The 20,165-nt window shown below is 68.5% G+C and carries 21 protein-coding genes; 3 read left to right on the top strand and 18 right to left on the bottom strand.

All coding sequences use genetic code 11. From position 1 onward, the window contains the following. Positions 1-67 precede the first annotated feature (67 nt). Genes ACFQDH_RS14595 through ACFQDH_RS14580 form a run of 4 tightly spaced genes read right to left on the bottom strand, consistent with a single transcriptional unit; the run spans position 68 to position 3,387 of the window. Positions 68-295: a hypothetical protein gene (locus ACFQDH_RS14595; protein WP_382403111.1), complete on the bottom strand. Its 228-nt coding sequence runs from the start codon at positions 293-295 to the stop codon at positions 68-70. Between the two features lie 2 nt (positions 296-297). Continuing rightward, entirely contained in the window at positions 298-1,203 is a 906-nt protein-coding gene (locus tag ACFQDH_RS14590) for a class I SAM-dependent RNA methyltransferase (protein ID WP_382403110.1), read from the bottom strand. Then, positions 1,200-1,364 (bottom strand): hypothetical protein, encoded by a 165-nt coding sequence (locus ACFQDH_RS14585; protein WP_382403109.1) that lies wholly within the window; start codon positions 1,362-1,364, stop codon positions 1,200-1,202. Before ACFQDH_RS14585 ends, ACFQDH_RS14590 begins: the two co-directional genes overlap by 4 nt. Before the next feature lie 19 nt (positions 1,365-1,383). Next, positions 1,384-3,387: an APC family permease gene (locus ACFQDH_RS14580; RefSeq protein WP_382403108.1), complete on the bottom strand. Its 2,004-nt coding sequence runs from the start codon at positions 3,385-3,387 to the stop codon at positions 1,384-1,386. A gap of 134 nt (positions 3,388-3,521) precedes the next feature. On the opposite strand from ACFQDH_RS14580, the gene ACFQDH_RS14575 reads away from it, so the two are divergent. Continuing rightward, entirely contained in the window at positions 3,522-4,184 is a 663-nt protein-coding gene (locus ACFQDH_RS14575) for a potassium channel family protein (protein ID WP_382404869.1), read from the top strand. Positions 4,185-4,221: 37 nt separating this feature from the next. After that, a complete protein-coding gene (locus tag ACFQDH_RS14570; RefSeq protein WP_382403107.1) occupies positions 4,222-4,920 on the top strand; it encodes a potassium channel family protein in 699 nt (232 codons plus the stop codon). 4 nt (positions 4,921-4,924) lie between these two features. Here ACFQDH_RS14570 and ACFQDH_RS14565 read toward each other — a convergent pair whose 3' ends face one another. The 7 genes from ACFQDH_RS14565 to ACFQDH_RS14535 form a co-directional block, all read right to left on the bottom strand. Next, a complete protein-coding gene (locus tag ACFQDH_RS14565) occupies positions 4,925-5,296 on the bottom strand; it encodes an OB-fold nucleic acid binding domain-containing protein (protein WP_382403106.1) in 372 nt (123 codons plus the stop codon). Position 5,297: 1 nt separating this feature from the next. After that, positions 5,298-6,203, bottom strand: coding sequence for a DUF3710 domain-containing protein (locus tag ACFQDH_RS14560; protein WP_382403105.1), 906 nt, complete (start codon positions 6,201-6,203; stop codon positions 5,298-5,300). Positions 6,204-6,259: 56 nt separating this feature from the next. After that, on the bottom strand, positions 6,260-6,712 hold the full coding sequence (gene dut, locus ACFQDH_RS14555; protein ID WP_382403104.1) for a dUTP diphosphatase: 453 nt from the start codon (positions 6,710-6,712) through the stop codon (positions 6,260-6,262). Between the two features lie 3 nt (positions 6,713-6,715). Next, complete coding sequence (locus ACFQDH_RS14550; RefSeq protein WP_382403103.1) at positions 6,716-7,015, bottom strand: DUF4193 domain-containing protein; 300 nt, start codon at positions 7,013-7,015, stop codon at positions 6,716-6,718. A gap of 174 nt (positions 7,016-7,189) precedes the next feature. Then, positions 7,190-8,026 (bottom strand): inositol monophosphatase family protein, encoded by an 837-nt coding sequence (locus ACFQDH_RS14545; protein ID WP_382403102.1) that lies wholly within the window; start codon positions 8,024-8,026, stop codon positions 7,190-7,192. A gap of 5 nt (positions 8,027-8,031) precedes the next feature. Then, on the bottom strand, positions 8,032-9,057 hold the full coding sequence (locus tag ACFQDH_RS14540) for a ferrochelatase (protein ID WP_382403101.1): 1,026 nt from the start codon (positions 9,055-9,057) through the stop codon (positions 8,032-8,034). Next, positions 9,036-9,248: a hypothetical protein gene (locus ACFQDH_RS14535; RefSeq protein ID WP_382403100.1), complete on the bottom strand. Its 213-nt coding sequence runs from the start codon at positions 9,246-9,248 to the stop codon at positions 9,036-9,038. Before ACFQDH_RS14535 ends, ACFQDH_RS14540 begins: the two co-directional genes overlap by 22 nt. 213 nt (positions 9,249-9,461) lie before the next feature. On the opposite strand from ACFQDH_RS14535, the gene sepH reads away from it, so the two are divergent. Then, complete coding sequence (gene sepH / locus ACFQDH_RS14530; RefSeq protein WP_382403099.1) at positions 9,462-10,829, top strand: septation protein SepH; 1,368 nt, start codon at positions 9,462-9,464, stop codon at positions 10,827-10,829. A 17-nt stretch (positions 10,830-10,846) separates the two neighbouring features. Here sepH and ACFQDH_RS14525 read toward each other — a convergent pair whose 3' ends face one another. From ACFQDH_RS14525 to ACFQDH_RS14495, 7 genes are all read right to left on the bottom strand, one after another. Further along, positions 10,847-12,703, bottom strand: coding sequence for an MFS transporter (locus ACFQDH_RS14525; RefSeq protein WP_382403098.1), 1,857 nt, complete (start codon positions 12,701-12,703; stop codon positions 10,847-10,849). Next, positions 12,700-13,428 carry a thymidine kinase gene (locus tag ACFQDH_RS14520; RefSeq protein WP_382403097.1) on the bottom strand — a complete coding sequence of 243 codons (729 nt, stop codon included), beginning with the start codon at positions 13,426-13,428 and terminating at the stop codon, positions 12,700-12,702. Before ACFQDH_RS14520 ends, ACFQDH_RS14525 begins: the two co-directional genes overlap by 4 nt. A 36-nt stretch (positions 13,429-13,464) precedes the next feature. Further along, positions 13,465-14,616, bottom strand: a complete 1,152-nt coding sequence (locus ACFQDH_RS14515) for an alkaline phosphatase family protein (protein ID WP_382403096.1) — start codon at positions 14,614-14,616, stop codon at positions 13,465-13,467. Beyond that, positions 14,613-15,221, bottom strand: a complete 609-nt coding sequence (locus ACFQDH_RS14510) for a DUF5998 family protein (RefSeq protein WP_382403095.1) — start codon at positions 15,219-15,221, stop codon at positions 14,613-14,615. The genes ACFQDH_RS14515 and ACFQDH_RS14510 overlap by 4 nt, the downstream gene beginning before the upstream one ends. Positions 15,222-15,301: 80 nt before the next feature. After that, the gene (locus ACFQDH_RS14505) at positions 15,302-18,007 is read right to left on the bottom strand and encodes a bifunctional acetate--CoA ligase family protein/GNAT family N-acetyltransferase (protein WP_382403094.1); all 2,706 of its coding nucleotides are present in this window, start codon (positions 18,005-18,007) and stop codon (positions 15,302-15,304) included. A 90-nt stretch (positions 18,008-18,097) separates the two neighbouring features. After that, the gene (locus ACFQDH_RS14500; protein ID WP_382403093.1) at positions 18,098-19,558 is read right to left on the bottom strand and encodes a WD40/YVTN/BNR-like repeat-containing protein; all 1,461 of its coding nucleotides are present in this window, start codon (positions 19,556-19,558) and stop codon (positions 18,098-18,100) included. Next, positions 19,555-20,061, bottom strand: coding sequence for an RNA polymerase sigma factor (locus tag ACFQDH_RS14495; RefSeq protein WP_382403092.1), 507 nt, complete (start codon positions 20,059-20,061; stop codon positions 19,555-19,557). Before ACFQDH_RS14495 ends, ACFQDH_RS14500 begins: the two co-directional genes overlap by 4 nt. Positions 20,062-20,165 lie beyond the last annotated feature (104 nt).

The following is a 20,165-nucleotide window of genomic DNA, read 5'->3' as shown; positions in this document are numbered from 1 at the left end:
GCCGTATGACGAGCTGCGCATCAGCCCAGTGTTGAGATCGCCGTGGAGCTGCACAGAATTCGGAGCCTCAGTCCGTTGCGGGCTCCAGGATCGCCACGCACTCGATGTGGTGGGTCATCGGGAAGGCGTCGAACGCACGCACCGACACGACGCGGTAGCCCGACTCGGCGGCGTACGCCAGGTCACGGGCCAGCGCGGCCGGGTCACACGCGATGTATGCCGCCCGACGCGGCCCTCGCTCCAGGACGTCGCGGATCACGGCACGTCCGGCTCCGGACCGCGGCGGGTCCAGCACGACTATGTCAACCGATTCGAGCGCATCGTCGACGACTGCGTCCCACCCGTCACGACCGATGTCGGCACGCTGCAGCGACGCGTGGCCGAGGCCGGTGAGGTTCGGCCCGGCGTCGCGAACCGCACGGGAGTCACCTTCAAGACCCAGCACGCGCCCTCCCGGCCCGACCGCATCGGCCAGGAACGCCGTGAAGACTCCGACACCGGCATACAGGTCCAGCGCGCGCTCCCCGGCCGCGGCTGCAACCCGTCCAGTGCTGCCGCGACGAAGGTCGCCGCAGCCCCGGGGTGCACCTGCCAGAAACCGCGGGACGAGACCCGAAAGCCTCGTGCCGCAACACCGTTCGGTGCGACGCGCTCGACGACGTTGGGAACACCGGAGTCACGCACCGGCAGGTCGACGGCCACGACCTCGCGGTCCGCGGCCACGGCCACGTCGACTCCCGTCACGTCCGGTTCGACCGACTCCGCGAGCAATCCTGTGGCGGCCACTTCGGGCACCGCGATCAGGCAATCGTCGACCGGGACCACGTCATGCGAACGATGCTTGCGCAGCCCGAGCCGCCGGTCCGGCGACACCGAGAATTCGACACGGGTCCGCCAACGCAGGCCCTCGACGTCGCCGGGGACCTGCTCGACGACGCCGTCCCAGTCGATCCCGGCCAGTCGGCGCAGCTGCTCACGCACGACGCGGGTCTTCAGCTCCCGACCGAAGGCGGCCGACGTGTGCTGCCAGTCGCAACCGCCGCAACCGCCGGGACCGGCGAACGCACACGGAGCGTCGCGGCGCTCCGGCGACGCATCCAGGACCTGCACGGCGTCCGCGCGCAGGAACCGCGACGCCGTGCCACCGTCAGTGACTCGTGCGACGACGCGTTCGCCGGGCAGCGCATGCCGCAGAAAGATCACCCGACCGTCGTGGCGGGCGACGCAGTGTCCCCGTGCGCGACGTCGCCGACCTCGACCTCGACCTCGGTGCCGACGAGCGAGTCACCTTGCGGTGCAACGCGTTTGTTACCGCGCCGCTGGTTGCCACGTCCCTTGGACGCCGGCCGTTTGCGCTGGCTCATCGATTCATCCTCATCGTCGTCATCGTCCCCGGCGGACAGAGCCCGGACGTGGTCCGTCGTAGTCCTGCTCGTGACCCTGGCTGGAACGCAGCTGCCACGGCACGCTGGCAACCAGGACTCCCGGGGTGAAGAGCAGCCGCGACTTCAACCGCAGCGCAGACTGGTTGTGCAGCAGCTGTTCATACCAATGGCCGACCACATACTCCGGGATGTAGACCATCACGACATCACGCGGGCTGTCCCGGCGAATCGTCTTGACGTACTTGATGATCGGGCGAGTGATCTCCCGGTATGGCGAGGCGATGATCTTCAACGTCACCGGGATCTCACGGCGCTCCCACTCCTCCTGCAGCGCTTGAGTCTCTTCGGGCTCGACGTCGACGGTGACCGCCTCGAGCACCGAGGGCCGGGTCGCCCGGGCGTAGGCGAGGGCGCGCATCGCCGGCTTGTGCAACTTGGAAACCAGCACGATCGCGTGCACGCGGGACGGCAGCAGCTGGTCGTCGGCCGACTCGGCGAGCTGCAACTCCTCACTGACGCGGGTGTAGTGCCGCCGGATCTGGACCATCAACGCGAAGAGCACCACCATCGCGGCGACCGCGTAGCCCGCGCCGTGGGTGAACTTGGTCAGCAGCACGACTGCCAGCACCGTGCCGGACATCACTGCTCCGACGGCGTTGATGACGCGTGCACGCTTCATCCGGGCCGGTGAGATGGGCGGGTTCTCCGCGCGCAGGTTGCGATTCCAGTGCCGGATCATGCCGATCTGACTGGTGGTGAACGACACGAACACACCGACGATGTAGAGCTGGATCAGCCGAGTCGGTTCGGCGCCATACACGATCACCAGCAGCATCGCCATGCCGGCGAGGATCAGGATGCCGTTGGAGTAGGCGAGCCGGTCGCCGCGGGTGTGCAGCTGGCGCGGCAGCCACCCGTCGCGGGCGAGGATCGAGGCGAGCACCGGGAAGCCGTTGAAGGCCGTGTTCGCGGCCAGCACGAGGATGACACCGGTCACGATGGCGAGGAAGATGACGCCGGGCGGGAAGCCGTGGAACACCGCGTGCGACAGCTGCCCGAGCACCGTGTCCTCGTTGTAGTGCGCCACCGGCTTGCCGTTCAGGAGCAGGTTGCCCGGGTGGTCAGGGTCCTGGATGTGTATGCCGGTCCAGTTGGCCAGAGTCACGATCGACACCAACATCACGACCGAGAGAGAACCCATCAGCAGCAGCGTCGTGGCGGCGTTCTTGCTCTTCGGCTTCTTGAACGCGGGCACCCCGTTGGAGATCGCCTCAACACCCGTCAGGGCCGCACAACCGCTGGAGAACGCGCGTAGCAACAGGAAGACCAGCGCGACCTGGCCCAGTGTGTCCATGTGCGGCTGCGGCGCCAGCGTGAACTTCGCGCTCTCGGCGAGCGGCAGGTCGCCGGTGAGCTTGCGGATGGTGCCGACGATCGCCAGCGCGATCACCCCGAGCATGAACAAATACACGGGTATGGCGAAGAAGCTGCCCGACTCGCGCACCCCACGCAGGTTCATCGCGGTCAACCCGATGATCAGGAACACGGCGACGATCACCTCGTGGCCGTGGATCGCGGGCAGCGCCGACGCGGCGTTCTGCACACCCGATGAGATCGACACCGCAACGGTGAGGGTGTAATCGACCAGCAGTGCCGAGGCGACTGTCAGCCCGGCCTTCGGGCCGAGGTTGGTCGTGGCCACCTCGTAGTCACCGCCACCGGACGGGTAGGCGTGGACGTTCTGCCGGTATGACGCCACGACCACAGCCATCACGCAGACCACGCCGAGCGTGATCTGCCAGGAGTGGGTGAACGCGAACGACCCGCCGGCCAGGCCGAGGGTCAACAGGATCTCGTCCGGCGCATAGGCGACAGACGACAACGCGTCACTGGCGAAGATCGGCAACGCGAGCTTCTTCGGCAACAGAGTGTCGCCGAGTTTGTCGCTGCGCATCGCGCGACCCACGACGAGGCGCTTCAGCGCGCGACCGGTCCCAGACACAACGCGTGAGTGTAGGACTGTTCGCGGGTGAACCGGACATCCTCCACCTGCTGGGCATCGGCGAGATTGATCACAGCGGGCCGTCCCGGCCCGTGGTGACGGCGCTCCGCCGGCGCTCAGGTAGCGTTCACTTCGTGTACTTCGTGATCATGGGTTGTGGTCGTGTCGGCTCCATGCTGGCGCTCAGTTTGGAGAAGCACGGGCACGAGGTGGCAGTCATCGACCGCGACGAAGCGGCGTTCCGGCGGCTCGGCCCGAGCTTCGAGGGGCTGCGTGTCCCAGGCATTGGCTTCGACCGCGAGACCCTGCTGCGGTCCGGCATCAAGAACGCCGACGCGTTCGCCGCCGTCAGCAGCGGTGACAACTCCAACATCCTGGCAGCGCGGGTGGCCCGCGAGACCTTCGGCGTGCAGAACGTGGTTGCGCGCATCTACGACCCGGGTCGCGCGGAGGTCTACGAACGGCTCGGCATACCCACCGTCGCGACCGTGCGCTGGACGAGCGACCAGATCGTCCGCAAGATCCTGCCGTTGGGCGCCCTGCCGTTGCACACCGACGCCAGTGGCAAAGTGATGATCGCCGAGATCCCGCCGCACCCGTCGTGGGTCGGCACTCGGCTGCAGCAGATAGAGGAGGCGACCGGCGCCCGCGTCGCCTATCTGACCCGACTCGGCGACGGCATGGTGCCCGACACCGACTCGGTCTTCCAGGAGGGCGACCTGCTGAACCTCAGCCTCCCGAGCGGACGCGTCCAAGAGATCGAAGACCTGCTCAAATCCGTCAAGCCGGTCGACTGACCCACGAAACAGCTGCAATCCCAAGGAGATTCATCAGATGCGAGTTGTTGTCGTCGGAGCCGGAAGCGTGGGGCGGTCGATCGCCCGCGAGTTGATCCTGCGTCACCATCAAGTGCTGATCATCGACAAGTACGCCGATGACGACCGCTCCAGTGCGGTCCCCGAAGCTTCGTGGCTGCTCGCCGACGCCTGCGAGATCTCCACCCTGCGGGAGGCTAACCTCGAGTCCTGCGAGGTCGTCGTCTGCGCGACCGGTGACGACAAGGTCAACCTCGTTGTCTCGCTGCTGGCCAAGACGGAATTCGGCATCAACCGCACCGTGGCCCGGGTCAACAACCCGAAGAACGAGTGGATGTTCGACGAGGCCTGGGGTGTGGACGTCGCTGTGTCGACACCGCGTCTGATGACCGCACTGGTCGAGGAAGCCGTCAGCGTCGGCGACCTGGTCCGGCTGTTCCAGTTCCAGCAGGGCAAGGCCACGATGGTCGAGATCACCGTGCCCGCCGACAGTCCCAACATCGGAGTGGCGGTCGGTCAGCTGCAGCTACCACCGGACTGTGTCCTCGTCGGCATCATCCGCGACAACGTGCCGATGGCGCCCGACCAGTACGACGCGATCGAAGGACAGGACGAGTTGTTGCTGCTGGCGACGCCCGAGGCCAAGCAGTCGCTGGGCGCCGTGCTCACCGGCCGACCCGCGGACCAGATCCGCACGCACTCGCCTGCCGGAGACTGACTCCCTATCGAGACTTGATCTCGTAGGACGGGTTGAAGATCGTCGGGGTGCCCTTGATGTAGGCGACGCGTCCGGTCACCTTCAGGTAGGTGCCGGGCTCGATGCCGGCGATCTTGCGGCGGCCGAGCCACACGAGGTTCATGGTGCGGCTGCCGTCGTCCAGGTCGACGACCATCGCGGGCACCGCGTCGGCCCTCGGGCGCAGGCTCACGCTGCGCACGGTGCCGCAACAACACGCGATCGAGCGGTCCGCCGCGTCGCAGATCGGGGTCGCACCGAGTTTGCGGGTCGTGGCCTGCAGGTCGTCGCTCTCCAGCAGTTCGTCCGACTTGGTCAGCCGGTCGGTGACCTTGCCCAGGGAGGTTTTCCAACTCATCTCAACGAACCTCGGTGATCTCCGGACCGCGCTCGAACGGCTTGAAGTCGTCCGTCGTGTGCGACTTGTCGCCGGTCTGGTCCGGCTTGGCGTCCGGGTTCTGCTCCAAGGCAGCGGCCTCGGCGTCGGCCTGTGTCTGCACGTCCTCGGGGATCTGCATCGGCAGCATCTCGCGCGGCGCACGGGGTTCACCGCCACGAGTGACGACCGAGCGACGCAGGAAGTCGACCAGCTGATTTCCGGTGGCTTCGTCCAGCGCCGCGTTGCCGGACAGCACGGCGCGCAGGAACCATCGCGGCCCGTCGACACCGACGAATCGGGCCGGGGCGTATGTCGTGCGACCGTCCGGGCCTTGCGTGGGCATCCGGGTATGCAACTCGATGCCGAGCGGCCCGAGCTTCTCCTCGGCAGTGCCGCCACCGCCGAGCAGGTTGTCGGCGATCTCGTCGCGGATGTCGTCCCAGACGCCCTTGCTCTTGGGTGCCGCGAAGGCCTGCACCTGACATGCCGCCCCGTCGATGACGGCCGTGATGCCGGTGATCTCCTGCCCGGCGTCATCGACGTCCAGGCGCAACTCCATGCCGGGCTCGGGGACGATCGCGACCGCACCGAAGTCCAAGTGGCCGTCCAGGTCGTCGACCTCCGAGCGGTCGAACGGGCCGCTCGAACGGTCCAGCTCGTAAGGGCGAGGCAGACGCGCGCGCTCGGCATCATCCGAGTCGGAATCGCTGTCGGCTGCGTTGTCGTCCGACACGTCGGCCTCGTCGAGTTCTGCAGCGGTGCCGGTGTCCGAGGCGTCGGTGTCCGACTCCTCGACCTGCTCGACGTCGGTGTCCTGCTCGGCCTCGGTCGCGACGTCAACCGTCTCGCCCTCTGTGTCCTTGGCCTTGCGCCGGAAGATTGCCACTGCGCTCGTGCCCCTTAACTGGTTGTCGGGTGGTTCGGTCGTGAAATGCGGGGTGATCAGCGGCCGCCGAAGCCGCCACTGTCCCCATGTCCAGTGTCGCCCCTGGCGGACTGCGGAAGCGAATCGACCGCTGCCCACTGGACGGCGACAACTTCCTGGACGACGAGCTGTGCGATGCGATCTCCGCGGTGCACCGTGAACGGTTCCCGCGGGTCGTGATTGATCAGGTTGACCTTGATCTCGCCGCGATACCCGGCGTCGACCGTGCCGGGGCCGTTGAGGGTGGTGATGCCGTGCCGGGCGGCGAGGCCCGAGCGCGGGTGAACGAAGGCGGCATACCCCTCCGGCAGTGCGATCGCGACTCCCGTTGCGATCATTGCGTGTTCGCCGGGAGCGATGGTCACATCGTCCCGAGCATGCAGGTCCGCGCCCGCGTCACCCGGCCGGGCGTATGACGGCAACGGCAGCTCGGGGTCGAGCTGCCGCACCGCCACCTGCAGTTGCTGCATCCGTCAGGCCGCGCACTCGGTGCAGACCGGCAGCCCGCCGACTTCCTTGGCCAGCTGGCTGCGGTGATGCACCAAGAAGCACTTGGAGCAGGTGAACTCGTCGCTCTGACGAGGAATCACCTGAACCGAGAGTTCCTCGCCGGACAAGTCCGCGCCCGGCAGCTCGAAGCCTTCGGCCTGCTCGGTCTCGTCGACATCGACGTTGGAAGTGCTCTTGTCGTTGCGTCGTGCCTTCAACTCCTCGATCGAGTCATTCTCGAGGTCGTCGTCGTTCTTTCGTGGGGCGTCGTAATCTGTTGCCATCGCGTGCCTTTCCCGTCTCGTCATCGCCCTGTCTGCACGACGGGGCGGAAGTTTTTCATGGTCTTCGGCCGCAATAACGCTGGACGCTCGCGTTTTGTGCCCGGACCGCGGGGATTTTGCCCCATCGGCGCGCACGAACATCACGCGGGGTCCGATGTTTGCCCCGCGCGGACCTCAGCGGTCGACCAGCGGAGCCAGTTTCGCGACCTGCTCAGCGCTGCCGGCGACGACCAGATCGGTGGCCGGAGCACCGCCCGATCGACCCTGCACGAGGCCTCCCGCCTCGGTCACGATGAGCCAGCCGGCCGCCAGGTCCCACGGATGTAGTCCGGACTCGAAATAGCCGTCCAGCCGGCCCGCGGCGACCGAGCACAGGTCGAGGGCGGCGCTGCCCGCACGCCGGATGTCGCGAACCTGCGGAATCAGCTCGGCCGCGAGCGCCGCCTGCTGCTTGCGCTTGTCGACGTCGTAGCCGAAACCGGTCGCCACCAGGCTCATCGCCAGGTCACCCTGCACCGTCACCTGTATGGCGGACGAACGACCGGCGTAGTCCAGGAACGACCCAGTGCCGAGCCCGGCGTGGAAGAGCTCGTCGGTGATCGGGTTGAGTACAGCGCCGGCCACCGGGCGCCACGCACCCGGGGTGTTGACGTCGCCGACGCAGGCGGCGACGGACACGGCATACGCAGGGAGCTGATAGAGGTAGTTGACCGTGCCGTCGATGGGATCGACGACCCAGGTGATGCCGGTCTCCGAGCGCCGCGAGGCGCCCTCCTCCCCCAGCAGCCCGTCACCCGGACGGGCGGCTTCGAGACGAGTGCGCAGCAACTCCTCGCTGCGCCTGTCCATGATCGTGACCACGTCGGTCGCGGTGGTCTTGGTCGCGGCGACGCCGAGGTGTTCGGGCCGCTCGTCGACGATCAGGTCGCCGGCCTCCCGGGCGACGGTGCAGGCAATGGTCTCCAGATCGGCGATCTCGTCGGCCGACAGTTGGATGTCGTTGTGGGTCATGGTGATCAGTCCTGTCCGCAGGCCGCCGGTTTGGCAATTCGAAGATTTGGGCAGCATCCGGCCGCGCAGACCGACGGCATCGCCTCACCCGGCCAGGCGATGGCATCCACCCGCTCACCGCGTGCTTGGGCGGCACGCTCCTCGACCAGGTCGATCAAGCCCATCACGAACTCCGCATCGGTGCCGACGGTCGGCACTCGCGTCATACGCAGGCCGACCTCGGCCGCGGTCTCGGCGGCTTCGGTGTCGAGGTCGTGCACGACCTCCATGTGGTCGGACACGAACCCGATCGGCGCAACCACCACGTCGGTGACGCCGCTGCCGGCGAGCTGCCGCAGGTGGTCGTTGATGTCCGGCTCGAGCCACGGTTGCTCAGGTCGGCCGGATCGGGAGCAGAACACCAGCGCGCCGCTCAGGTCACGGTCGAGGGTGATTCCCGCCTCGTCGAGGATGACGTGCGCAATCTCGTCGTGCTGGTGCTCGTAGAGGTTGCCCTCGCCGTCGCCCGGACCGGAGGTGTCGTCCATCGCGGTCGGGATCGAGTGGGTGACGAAGACGACGCGCAGCTTGTCGTCGTCGTCCTGGCCGCTGGCGCGAACCGCGTCGGTGACCAGTCGCGCGTTCACCCGGGCGAAGCTGGGATGCGTGGCGTACTGCCGGATCTTGTCCACCTGCAGGCTGCGGCCCTCGTCGGCGAGTTGCTCGAGCGCCTCGGCGATGTCCTCGCGGTACTGCCGGCACGAGCTGTATGACGCATAGGCGCTCGTCGTGACCACGAGCAGCCGCTGGGCGCCGGAGTCCTGAGCGCCGCGCAACACGTCAGGCAGGAACGGCTCGCTGTTGCGATTGGCGATCAGCACCGGTGTGGAGAATCCGCGGCGACGCAACTCGGCACGGATCGCCTGCTGCAGGGCACGGGTCTGCCCGTTGATGGGACTGCGACCGCCACGGGCGTAGTAGTGCTCGGCGACCTCCGCCAGCCGCTCGTCGGGTATGCCGCGCCCACCGGTCACCCGGCGCAGGAACGGCATGACTTCGTCCTCCCCTCGGGGCCGCCGAAGGACAGGACGAGCACTGCGTCATACGGCTCGAGCGCGAGCGACTCCGCCGCCGGCTCCCCTGCAGGTTCGGGCGACCGTTCGGGGGCGGGCAACGGCGGGGCCGCCTGCTGTTCGATGGGTCGCGCGGTCGGATCTGGCGGCTCGGCGATCGGCGAGGACATGGGGTGGTCTCCTGGCGAGGGACGTGAGAGGCCGTCCTGGAGTGGTCGGCACGGCCAGCGTACGACTCTCGACAGGTCGCGTTTCGGCGCGCCCTGCGGGGTCCACACCGCGCGCCGTGGCATGGTTGGCTGCGGCTGATTGCAGCGGCGCTGCAGCAGCCGACGGATCCGAGCTGGACTCGGTGCACCACCGGCTACCTGGGAGAGACGCACATGCGGGAGTTGCGACTGATCGGTGTCCACGACGACGGCGAGCACCTGCTTCTTACCGAAGACGGAGACGACCGTTTCACGGTGCCGATCGATGACGCGCTGCGGTCGTCACTGCGACACGCCCGGCCGGTCCCGTCGGTCGATGTCGACTCGGTGCCGGTGCCCGAAGAGCTGCGACCCCGCGACGTCCAGGCGTTGCTGCGCGCCGGAGCGTCCGTGTCGGACGTCGCCGAGCGGGCCGGCTGGACTGTCGAGAAGGTTCGGCGTTACGAAGGCCCGATCCGCGCCGAGCGCGATCACGTCGCACGACTCGCCCGCGCGATCGTTGTCAGTGGCGGCGCCGCGGGCCAGGCCGACAGCACCTTCGGTGAGCGTGCCGAGCGGCGGCTGGACGGCCGTGGCGTCGACCCCGACGCGGTCATCTGGGACTCCTGGCGCGGGCGCGACGGCGACTGGACGGTCCTGTGCAGCTTCCCCGCCGGTGGCCGGCCGCGGCGCGCGACCTGGCACTTCGACGTGCGCAGCCGCACCCTCGAGCCGACCGACGACGAGGCGCGCTGGCTCGGCGAGGACGAGAGCACGCCCGGACCGCTGGCCTCCGCCCGGGAGACGTCGGTCTATGACGTCGAGGCCGAAGGCGGCCTGAACGCCGCCTACGCCCCTCAGGTGCGACGGGTGCGCGGTGGCCGGACCTCCGCGACAGCGGTGCCCCAGCAGCCCGCTCCGGCGGCCAAGAAGAAGACGGCTTCCAGCTCCGCCGACAAGGACAGGACCGAGGCCGGCGAGCGCCCCGTCGACCTCGTCGCCGCGATGCGCGAACGCTCCAAGAACCGCCGTCGCAAGGGTCGGGCAGCGGCGCACCAGGACTTTCCCGAAGATGCCGCTCCGCGCGAGCAGCTCGACACCACCGGAGACGGACCGCCGGTCGGGTCACACCCTCGCGAAGACGACCCCACCGACGCCGAAGACGTGACCGGCAAGTCGGGCGACAAGGACGCCGGCCAGTCGGGCGACAAGCCGTCCGTCGAGCAACTGGGTCACGACCCCGTGACCGGCACCGCGGATCTGTTCGCAGACCTGTCAGTCGACGAGACCACGGCGAAGGCCGCCGAGCAGGAGAGGGAACCTGCCGAGCCCGCTCCCGACGACGTTGACGAGTCCGCCGCCGACAACGTCGACGAGTCGGAGGAGCCGGCGGCGGAGACCGACGACAACGACGCGAAACAGCCGAAATCCGCACGGCCACAAGCGGTTCCGCGGGAAACCGGCACCGTTGTCCCCGACCGGCCGAGCTCGGCGCGCAAGGGTCGGCCGAGCGTTCCCAGCTGGGACGACATCATGTTCGGTCGGCGCCCCGGTCGCGACTGACCTCGACTGCGCGAGACCTACCGCCAGCCGCCGGGACGCTGCTGGCCGTCCCTGCCGGTTCCGTCCGGCCGATGCTTGGACACCTCACTGCGGCGAACACCGATCGTCTCGGCCTGGTCAGGCGGCCGCCGTTCAGCGGGCATTTGCTCGGCGTCAGGCTGCTGATCGCCATACGTCCCGGGGGTCTTGTAGGTCTCCGGCCCGGCGTTCTGCTGCGGTCGGCCGACCGGTCGACGACGAACCGGACGCGCTGCGGCCTCACGGACCCGCCCCGGGACGGGCAGCGAGCGCCCACTGTTCCAGATCAGCACGACGGTCGCCCACGCCACCAGGACCACCGCGGCGATGATCATGCCCAGCGTGGCGTTCGTCGGGATCGCGACGGCGACGATGCCGCCGATGACCCAGGCCAGCTGCAGCAACGTCTCGGAGCGCCCGAAGACGCTGGTGCGCATGTGCTCGGGGACGGTGTCCTGGATCTGGGAGTCCAGTGCCAGCTTGCCCAGCTGCTGACCGGTGCCGGCCACGAAGCCGACGGCTACCGCGGTCCAAATAGTGAAGTGCGCGGCGGCGATCACCACCATCAGTGCATCGGCGATGAGCGTCCCGAGCACGATCGTTTTGGGTGAGGCGATCTTCAGAGCCGCACCCGCGACCGTGCCGACCGCGTTGCCCGCACCGGCGGCGCCGAGCACGAGAGCGAGCAGCAGCGTCTCCTTGCCCTCCCAGCCCGGGAACGGGTGGCTGCGCACCAGGAACGCGAGAAAGATCGTCAGGAAGCCGGACAACCAGCGCAAGCCGGTGTTGGCGCGCAGCGCGGTGACGACGGCCGGACCGATGCCGTGGCTGGTCGCCTTGCCGGTCGTCAGCCCTGCAGGGGCGGGCTCCTCACCGACACTCGAGTCGACTCGAGGCGGCAACAGGATCGCCATCACGGTGCCGATCGCGAAGAGCAGCGCGCCGACCCGCAGCGACCACGCGGCGCCACCGAGTTTCGCGGCACCTCCGGCCAGAGCCCCGGCCACTCCGGCGCCGATCACACCGGCCAGCGACAACCGGCCGTTCGCCTTCACCTGGGTGAGTTGTCGTGGGAGCACCCGAGGAACCGCCGCCGAACGCGTGACGAGGTAGGCCCTGGACGCCACCAGTACGCACAACGCCACCGGGAAGAGCCAGACAGAATTGTCATCGATGGTCTCGGCGAGCACCCAGCACAGAAAGGCGCGGATGGCCAGGGTGAAGCCGATCGCCCAGCGGCGGCCGTGGCGGAAGCGATCCAGCAGCGGGCCGAGTAGAGGAGCCACGACGGCGAACGGCAGCATCGTCAGGAGTAGGAAGAGCAGCACCTGGCTCTTGGCCTGCGCCGACGAGACCGAGAAGAACACGGTGCCGGCCAGCCCGATCGTCACGGTCGCGTCGCCGGCCGAGTTGAAGGCGTGGACCTGGATCATCCGGGCGAGACCGCTCTCCCCCGCACCTTGTGCCTCGCTCGCCTTGCGGGCGGCATACACGGTCTTCTTGCTGGCGTTCGCGGTCAGGCGCGCCATCGCTCCGGCGCCGCGCACGACTCCCCGACCGGCTGCGCGCGCGGTGTCACGTCCGCCGTGCTGGGCATCGTCCGAAGGTCCCGCAGTCGGCTCGCGGTCCTCATTCGGGTATGTCGCATGTTCTTGCGTCCGGTCCGCTCGCGGCGCCGGCGCAGGCCGTCGCTGTCCCGGCTGTCGCCCGGCCCAGGGGTCGGTGGGCGACGTGCCCGGAGGCGTGCGGCGCGGCGGCATCGGCCGGGTACGCGGTGTTTGCTGCACGGGCTCGGTGAAGGCTCTGTCACGGTCGTCGCGCCGGCGTTGCCTGCCGGAACGCCCGTCACGTGTCATGTGCCCATCATGCCAAGAGGCCGATCAACACCAAAGGAAGCGCGGCGCGGCTGGGAGCCGGGCAGCGGGCACAGGTCGAGATCGAAGGGCAGCACTTGGGCCGATATGGACTGCGCCCGCGCGGCGTGTGACGTCATACGACGCATGTAGTGACGGCGGCAGAGGACTTCATACTCCACGACCGCCGACCTGCCGTGCGCGGTGTCGCCGACGACGACCTGCTCGCCTTCGACAACCATGTCGCCGTCGACGACGCGTGCGTTGTGCGTGGCCCGTTTGCCGCACCAGCACAGCGCTTCGACCTGCGGAACCTGGGTGCGATCGGCCAACTCGATCAGCCGGCGGGACCCGGGAAAGAGCTGGGCGCGGAAGTCGGCGGTGATGCCGAAGGTGAAGACGTCGATGTTCATCTCGTCGACGAGGCGGGCCAGTTGCTCCACCTGCGCGGGCGTGTAGAACTGCGCTTCGTCACAGATGAGGTAGTCGATGACCCGGCCACCCGTGGCCTGTTCGACGACGGCCTCCCAGAAGTCGAGGGAGTCCTCTACCTCGATCGCCTCGTGCGACAAGCCCAGCCGGGAGGACAGCACCGCGACACCGGCCCGGTCGAGCTTGGTGAACACCAGCCCGTGACGCCCGCGACTGCGGTGGTTGTGATCCATCTGCAGGGCCAGGGTGGACTTGCCGCAGTCCATGGTGCCGGAGAAGAAGACGAGTTCAGCCACGATCGAACAGCCTACGAGGCGGGCTCGGTTGAGCGCTCACCGTGCCGGGAGATGGATGAACGGAACCAGCTGTTCGGCGTCGGTCAGCGAGCCGTGCTGACCGATCAGGCTGACGATGCGCGCATTCATCACGCGTGTGTCGACGAAGCCGATCGGTGCCTGGACAGCGACGATCACATCACCGAACCGCGGCAACACGTCCGGTGACACCGGGCCGAAAAGCCCCGCTGCGATGGCCTCCTCGCGGGTCATCACCCAGCCGTCGTCGCCGACCCGAGCCGACCAGGTGGCAGCCACATCCGCGGCTGCCCCTTCTCGGCAGTAGAGCTGCACGCCACGGGGTTCGCCCCCCACCAACGCGACTCCGGCACGCAGTTCGCGGTCACGCGCGATGTCGGTCTTGGCGGAGTCCGGCACATCGACCATGCCGTGATCGGCGGTCACGGTGAGTGACGTGTCATCCGGCAGCAGGGTCCGCAACCGACGCAACTCACTGTCCAGCAGCTCCACGGCCTCACCCCATTGCCATGACTCGCAGCCGTGCTGGTGGCCGGTGCGGTCGACCTCACCCCAATAGAGGTAGACCAGGGCGCGCGGGGTCGCCCGAGCGGCACGAACCGCCGCGTCGACCGAGGACGGCAGGTCGCGCGTGCCCGCGAACCGGGCACCGCGCAATGCTGAGATCGTCAGACCCGACCCGTCGAACTTGGCCGGTCCGACCATGGTCACCGCGATGCCGGCCGCAGCGGTCTGCTCGAAAACCGTCGGGTGGGGTTGCCACTGCATCGGGTCAGGGCCGCCGATCCAGTCCAGTTCGTTGAAGAGCCGGTCGCTGCCGGGCACCCGCACCTGGTATCCCGCCAGGCCGTGTGTGCCCGGTGGCAGGCCGGTGCCGAAGGTGCCCATGCTGGTGGCCGTCGTCGATGGGAACCCCGCCGTCAGCACTCCGGGTATGGCGGCACCCTGACCGGCGGCCGAGACGCGCAGGAACGGCGCATGACCGGAGCGTCGGCGCAGCAGGTCGGCGCCCAGCCCGTCGGCAAGGACGACGACGGCACGTTTCGCGGTCGGAAGCCGGGCCGCGGTTGCGGCCGGGGACAGCAGCGGGCCGTCCAGCGAGGCCACCACGCGCGGCAGCACTCCGGCCAGTCCTCCCCCGTCGTATGACGGGGTCGCAGCCCAGGTCACCGGCCGATGGCGGCGGACAGCGCCGTCGAAAACACCTGAGCCTGCTGCAGATTGTCGTCGCCATCCGCGTCGGCGCTGACCCGGACCGTCACGTCGTCACCGGTGATGGTCCCCTCGTAGCCGTGGTCCGCGTCGCAGGTCGGATCGGCGCAGTTGGCCGGCAGCAGGTCGACGCGCGACACCGCGCCCCAGGAGATCGTCAGCGTCACCTCGCGGCCGAAGGAGCCCTCGACATACTTCTCCGGGTCGGGTACGACCCGCCCGAGCATGACACCGCGGACGCAGGACAACGGCACGGTCTCACTGGTGGCCGTCGCGACCATCCCGAGGTGCTGCACCGGCGAGTCCGGCGTGGGCGCATGGTCGTCGGCGTGAGCCAGGATCAACCGGCTGCCGGTCAGGACGAAGACCGTGACGTGGCGCCGGACCGTCTCGCTGTCGATCGTCGTCTCCGCGTGCACCAGATGCGAGGTGATGCTCTCGGTGCCGACCGCGGCGGCCACGACGTCGGCCACCAGCAGCGGGAAGTAGCCCGCTTGCTCAATGTCGGCGAGGAGCACGGCCGGCAACGCCGACGCGGTGATCTGCTTACTGGACGAAGACATGTCGGTCATTGTCGCAGGTTGGTGGTCCGGCCGAAGGACGGCTATGAACGCCAGCGATGACGGCCGGGTGAGGAACGAATCTAGGTGTCAGTTTTCGGAAGTGAGCGGCGTCCGGAGTCGGTGCGGAGCACCGGGGGCGCGACCATCACCGCGGCACCGAGGACTTCCAAACCACCCGCATGGGTGTTGACCGGGTTCAGCTCCAACGACGCGACGTCGGGCAGGTGCTCGGCCAGCACGGAGATCCGCGCCACGACATCCTCCAAGGCCGCCTGGTCGACGGCCAGCCCGCCACCGCGACCGTGCAGCAACGGTGCCGCACGCACCGAGTTGATCAGGTCACGCACGTCGACCTCGGTCAACGGCGGGATCCGGTAGGCGAGATCGCCCATCACCTCGGTCGGCGCACCGGCCAGGCTGAAACGCACCACCGGCCCGAAGAGCGGGTCCTCACCGGTCGCCACCACGCACGGGATGCCGGGGACCGCCATACGTTGCACGACAAGGCGATTGGCGTGCAACGGCGCCAAGCGTTCGTCGAGGGTGCGGTAGGCGTCGCGGACGGCGTCGGCGTTCGTCAGGTCCACCCGGACCGCCGTGACCGGCTGGGTGCGCACCAGTGGCGACACCGACTTCACGACGACCGGGTAGCCGAGTTGATCGGCGACCCGCACCGCTTCGTCGGCGGACCGCACGGGGGTGTAGGGCCACACCTCGATGCCGTATGCCGCAAGGAGGTCGCGTGTTTCCGGCGGCGTCAGCGGACGACCGTCGGGTGACGCCTCGAGCACCCGATCGACCAGTTGCTCGGCGGCGGCCTTGTCGATGCCCTCCGGCAGCACGGGAGCGCCCCGGTCGGTCGCGCGCCATTCGCCATAGCGGGTGGCAGCCGCAAGTGCTCGGACGCCGTCCTCGGGCACGGCATACGACGGCACGAATCGCTCGACCTGCGTCTGCGGATCGGGCGCCGCCAGCGCCTCGCTCACGCCGCTGATGCCGAGAAATGTTGTCAGAGACGGCTTTTCGTGGCGAGCCGAGACCTTCGCCAGCGTGGTCGCCAGACCGATGCCCTCGATGATGATGGGTTGCATCAGCGACGTGACGACACTGTCGACATCGGGGTCCGCGAAGGCGGCCTCGAGGGCGACCTCCAACTGCGCCGGGGTGCACTCGGCCGGCAGGTTGACCGGGCCGTGTGCGATCTGCAACCCCCAGCTGATCGCGTTATCGGCAGCGAGTGCCCCGAGCGCGTCGGAGTTGCCGACGATCGCGACCCGCGGGCCGCGCGGGATCGGCTGATTGACCACCAGCTGGGCCACGTCGAACATTTGGTGCAGGTTCTCCACGCGTATGACGCCCGCCTGCCGCAGCATCGATTTGAACGCATCCGGCGAGGTGTGCGTCGGACGCACCCGGTGGCCCGGTGGCACGCCATACGAGGAGACACCGGACTTGACCACGATGACCGGCTTCTGCAGCGACAACCGGCGCGCGATCCGCGAGAACTTGCGCGGGTTGCCCATCGACTCCAGGTAGAGGCCGACGGCCTCGGTGCTGGGGTCGTCCATCCACCCCTGCATGACGTCGTTGCCCGAGACGTCGGCGCGGTTGCCGGTCGACACGAAGTCGGTCAGGCCGAGCCCCCGGCGGTCGGCGAAATCGAGCACCGCGATGCCGAGCGCCCCGCTCTGCGCGAAGAGGCCGAAGCTGCCGTTGCCGGGCATCTCGGGGGCGAGTGTCGCGTTCATCCGCACGTCGTCGCGGGTGTTGATCAACCCGAACGAGTTGGGGCCGGCCACCCGCATGCCGTGACGTCGAGCGGTGCGCACCAGCTCGTCCTGCAGCTGCGCACCCTCCGGTCCGGCCTCGGCGAACCCGGCCGAGATCACCACAAGTGCCTTCACGTCGTGCTCCGCACAGTCGTGCACGACCTGCATGACTTCGGCCGCGGGCACCGCGATGACGACCAACTCGACAGGACCCGGCAGCTCCTTGACGCTGGGATGCACTGTCGCGTCACGGAGTTCGTGGTGGACGTTGCGGTTGACGGCATACAGGGCACCGGTGAATCCGCCGGCCTGCAGATGCTCGAAAACGCCGCGACCCACCCCGGTCGGCCTGGCGCCGACACCGACAACCGCGATCGATGACGGTGCCAGCAAGGAACGCATGCTGCGTGCCTCCGCCCGCTGCTCGCGGGCGGCACGGACAGCCTGTGACTGCTCGGTCGGCTCGATCCGGAAGGACAGCGCCATGACCCCGTCGTCGAACCGGCGCTGCACGGCGAAGCCGGCGTCGGTGAAGACCGACATCATCTTGTGGTTCTGCGGCAACACGTCGGCGACGAATTCCTCGACCCCTGCCTCAGCACCGATAGCGGCGAGGTGCTCCAGCAGCACCGAGCCGACCCCGCGGCCCTGGAAGTCGTCGGCGATGTTGAAGGCGACCTCGGCCCGCGGCCCATCCGGGCCGGCCAGTCGGTCGTAGCGGGCGACGCCGACCATCCGGCCGCCTGCCTCGACGATGAGGGCGACCCGCTCGACGTAGTCGACGTTGGCGAAGCGCGTCGCCTCACGGTCGGACAGGTGCTTCAGCGGCGCGAAGAAGCGCAGGTAGATCGACTCGTCCGATTGGCGCTCGTGGAACTCCTTCAACAGGTCCACGTCGTCGGGACGGATGGGGCGCACCTGAGCCACCGATCCGTCCCGCAGCACCACGTCGGCCTCCCAATCACGGGGATAACCCGGTGGCAGCTCGCCCGCGGACGTGTCGTCGGTCGGGCTCATTCGGGGCCCCCGCGAAGTATTCGGAGGAGCAGCGCGGGGGAGAAACTTCGTGGGGTGTTTCTCATGGCTTGAGCATGCCAGGTCCGGGCGTCAGTTCCCCTGGTGCCGCGGGTCGACAAGTGTCCAGGTCTTGCCGTAGTCGGTCGTTGTCCAGAATCCAGGTGTGGCTGTGGCTCGCGGCACGGCGTAGAAGATGCCGCCGCCGGCACTGGCGGTCCAGTCGAAGCCGGTGGCCGGTACCTTCGCGCCCTTGGGGGTGGTCGCCGGCCCGAAACCTTGACCGTTGGTCGAGAACATCAGGCTGCCGTCGCCGTTCGGCGCGGGAACGCCGGCGATCTCCCGCGGTCCACCGGCCGACGCGACCAGATGCTTGGCATCCGCGGCTGCGAGCCACACCTGACCGAGACGTGGCAGGGTCAGTGCGCCGGACGACACGCTCTTCCAGGATTTCCCGGCGTCGTCGCTGCTCACGATGGTGTACGACGTGTGGCTGGTGCCTGAATTGGTCGGCTTGCACAGGGCGAAGAGCTGCACCTGTGTGCTGTTGTTGGTGGCCGGGGTGACCGACTGCAGCGCGGTGCCGCCGCAGTCACTGGGGCCGGACATGGCGGTCAACTTCGAACCGTCCAACCGCAACGGCGCGACGGGCTTCGCTCCGTCCACCGCCGTCAGCTGCACGAAAGCCTGACCGTTCTGCACCACAACGTTGCCGGCTCGGATCGGGCTACTCGGTGTCATCTCGACTCCGGAGTCGGAGATGCTGCCCTTTGCCGGGTCGAACCGGGTGACGTGGATCGGACCATTGCACTCACCTTGCCCACAGTTGTCTGCGCTGAGCAGGACGGCCTGACCCTGGTTGATCTCGACATCCAGGACGGTGGTCCCGGGGTGGCTCATCTTGGTGAAGCTGGCGCCGCTGTCGCGTGTCACCCACAGGTCACCGCCGAAGACGTAGCCGGTGCTCGGGGTGGCAAAGCGCGTCTGGCTCAGCGCTCGCTGCGGCTGAATCTGTGGGACCGCGTTACCGGTCGCAGCAGACACGTCGGTACCGGTGAACTTGTGCACCGCCGCCCAGCTTCGGCCGTTGGTGCCCGACTTCAGCAGCACCGGGCAGGTGTCGCCACCGCAGGCCTGCGAGCCCAACGCGTAAAGGACGCTCTGGCCGGCATAGCTGACCGACCAGGTGCGGAAGCTGTCGGGCACGCTGGTGGGCTGCTGCTGAGGGGACACGGATGACGGACTGGACGTCGGCTCTCCGGACTGAGCCTTGTCGGTGGCGCCCACGATGGCTTCACCGCGCTGCACACCTCCGCCGATACCGTTCTGCTGCCACAGGAAGACCGCGAAGATCGCAATGATGGCAACGGCGGCGCTGGACAGCATGGCGAGACGGTTGCGTCGACGACTCGAGCGACGAGAACCGCTGAGGATGCGCTGCCAGTCCAGGTCGGTCGCACGCTCGTCGCGCACTTGCCCCCGGGCAGCGGCGAAGAACTCGGCGACCGCATCGTGCTCGGCCCCCGTCTCCGCATCGTGCCGCTCCTCGTTCATGCCGTCACCTCCAGACGTTGCGCCAACAGCTTCCGGGCGTCATGCAGATCACGCTTCACCGTGCCCTCGCTCTTGCCGGTCTGCAGGGCGACCTGCGCCACCGAGAGGTCGGCGAAATAGTGCAGCAGCACCACCAGCCGGAAGCGCTCGGGCAGCGACTCGACCGCATCGCGGACGGTGAGCCGGGTGGCGGCGTCGAGCCCGGGTGCGGCCACGTCGACGGCTCGCCCGCTGCCGCCCATGAACTTCTCGTATGCCGACGCCTCCCGGCCGCGCTTGCGCCAGTGATCGCGCACCTGGTTGGCGGCAGCCGTGTAGAGCCAGGCACGCGGGTCCTGCACCGAGTGCCAGTGCGTCATCAGCTTCACGAAGGCCTCCGTGGCCACGTCATGGGCCAGGTCTCGGTCGCCGATCAACTGCGTGGTCCAGCCGACGAGACGTCCGAAGTGTGCGTCGTACACCTCGCGGACGGCACTTTCGACGGCTGCTTCCCCCGAAGCCACCCATCGCCACCTTTCCCGTGGGACGCGGACAGCAGCGCGCTGGCCGGTGATCGTCGCCGTCATACCTGTGCAGACGCCGCAACGGCCCGCACGGTTGGTTGCCC

The sequence above is a fragment of the Flexivirga alba genome, assembly GCF_042661025.1.
GTDB classification, from domain to species: domain Bacteria; phylum Actinomycetota; class Actinomycetes; order Actinomycetales; family Dermatophilaceae; genus Flexivirga; species Flexivirga alba.
This window is presented reverse-complemented; position numbering and strand designations above follow the sequence as displayed.

What these genes read in the sequence shown, in the direction of transcription:
- sepH (WP_382403099.1), top strand. Translation starts at nt 9,462, where the DNA reads ATGCGGGAGTTGCGACTGATCGGTGTCCACGACGACGGCGAGCACCTG.
- ACFQDH_RS14525 (WP_382403098.1), bottom strand. Translation starts at nt 12,703, where the DNA reads ATGACACGTGACGGGCGTTCCGGCAGGCAACGCCGGCGCGACGACCGT.
- dut (WP_382403104.1), bottom strand. Translation starts at nt 6,712, where the DNA reads ATGCAGCAACTGCAGGTGGCGGTGCGGCAGCTCGACCCCGAGCTGCCG.
- ACFQDH_RS14545 (WP_382403102.1), bottom strand. Translation starts at nt 8,026, where the DNA reads ATGACCCACAACGACATCCAACTGTCGGCCGACGAGATCGCCGATCTG.
- ACFQDH_RS14540 (WP_382403101.1), bottom strand. Translation starts at nt 9,057, where the DNA reads ATGCCGTTCCTGCGCCGGGTGACCGGTGGGCGCGGCATACCCGACGAG.
- ACFQDH_RS14550 (WP_382403103.1), bottom strand. Translation starts at nt 7,015, where the DNA reads ATGGCAACAGATTACGACGCCCCACGAAAGAACGACGACGACCTCGAG.
- ACFQDH_RS14565 (WP_382403106.1), bottom strand. Translation starts at nt 5,296, where the DNA reads ATGAGTTGGAAAACCTCCCTGGGCAAGGTCACCGACCGGCTGACCAAG.
- ACFQDH_RS14500 (WP_382403093.1), bottom strand. Translation starts at nt 19,558, where the DNA reads ATGAACGAGGAGCGGCACGATGCGGAGACGGGGGCCGAGCACGATGCG.
- ACFQDH_RS14585 (WP_382403109.1), bottom strand. Translation starts at nt 1,364, where the DNA reads ATGAGCCAGCGCAAACGGCCGGCGTCCAAGGGACGTGGCAACCAGCGG.
- ACFQDH_RS14510 (WP_382403095.1), bottom strand. Translation starts at nt 15,221, where the DNA reads ATGTCTTCGTCCAGTAAGCAGATCACCGCGTCGGCGTTGCCGGCCGTG.
- ACFQDH_RS14570 (WP_382403107.1), top strand. Translation starts at nt 4,222, where the DNA reads ATGCGAGTTGTTGTCGTCGGAGCCGGAAGCGTGGGGCGGTCGATCGCC.
- ACFQDH_RS14505 (WP_382403094.1), bottom strand. Translation starts at nt 18,007, where the DNA reads ATGAGCCCGACCGACGACACGTCCGCGGGCGAGCTGCCACCGGGTTAT.
- ACFQDH_RS14535 (WP_382403100.1), bottom strand. Translation starts at nt 9,248, where the DNA reads ATGTCCTCGCCGATCGCCGAGCCGCCAGATCCGACCGCGCGACCCATC.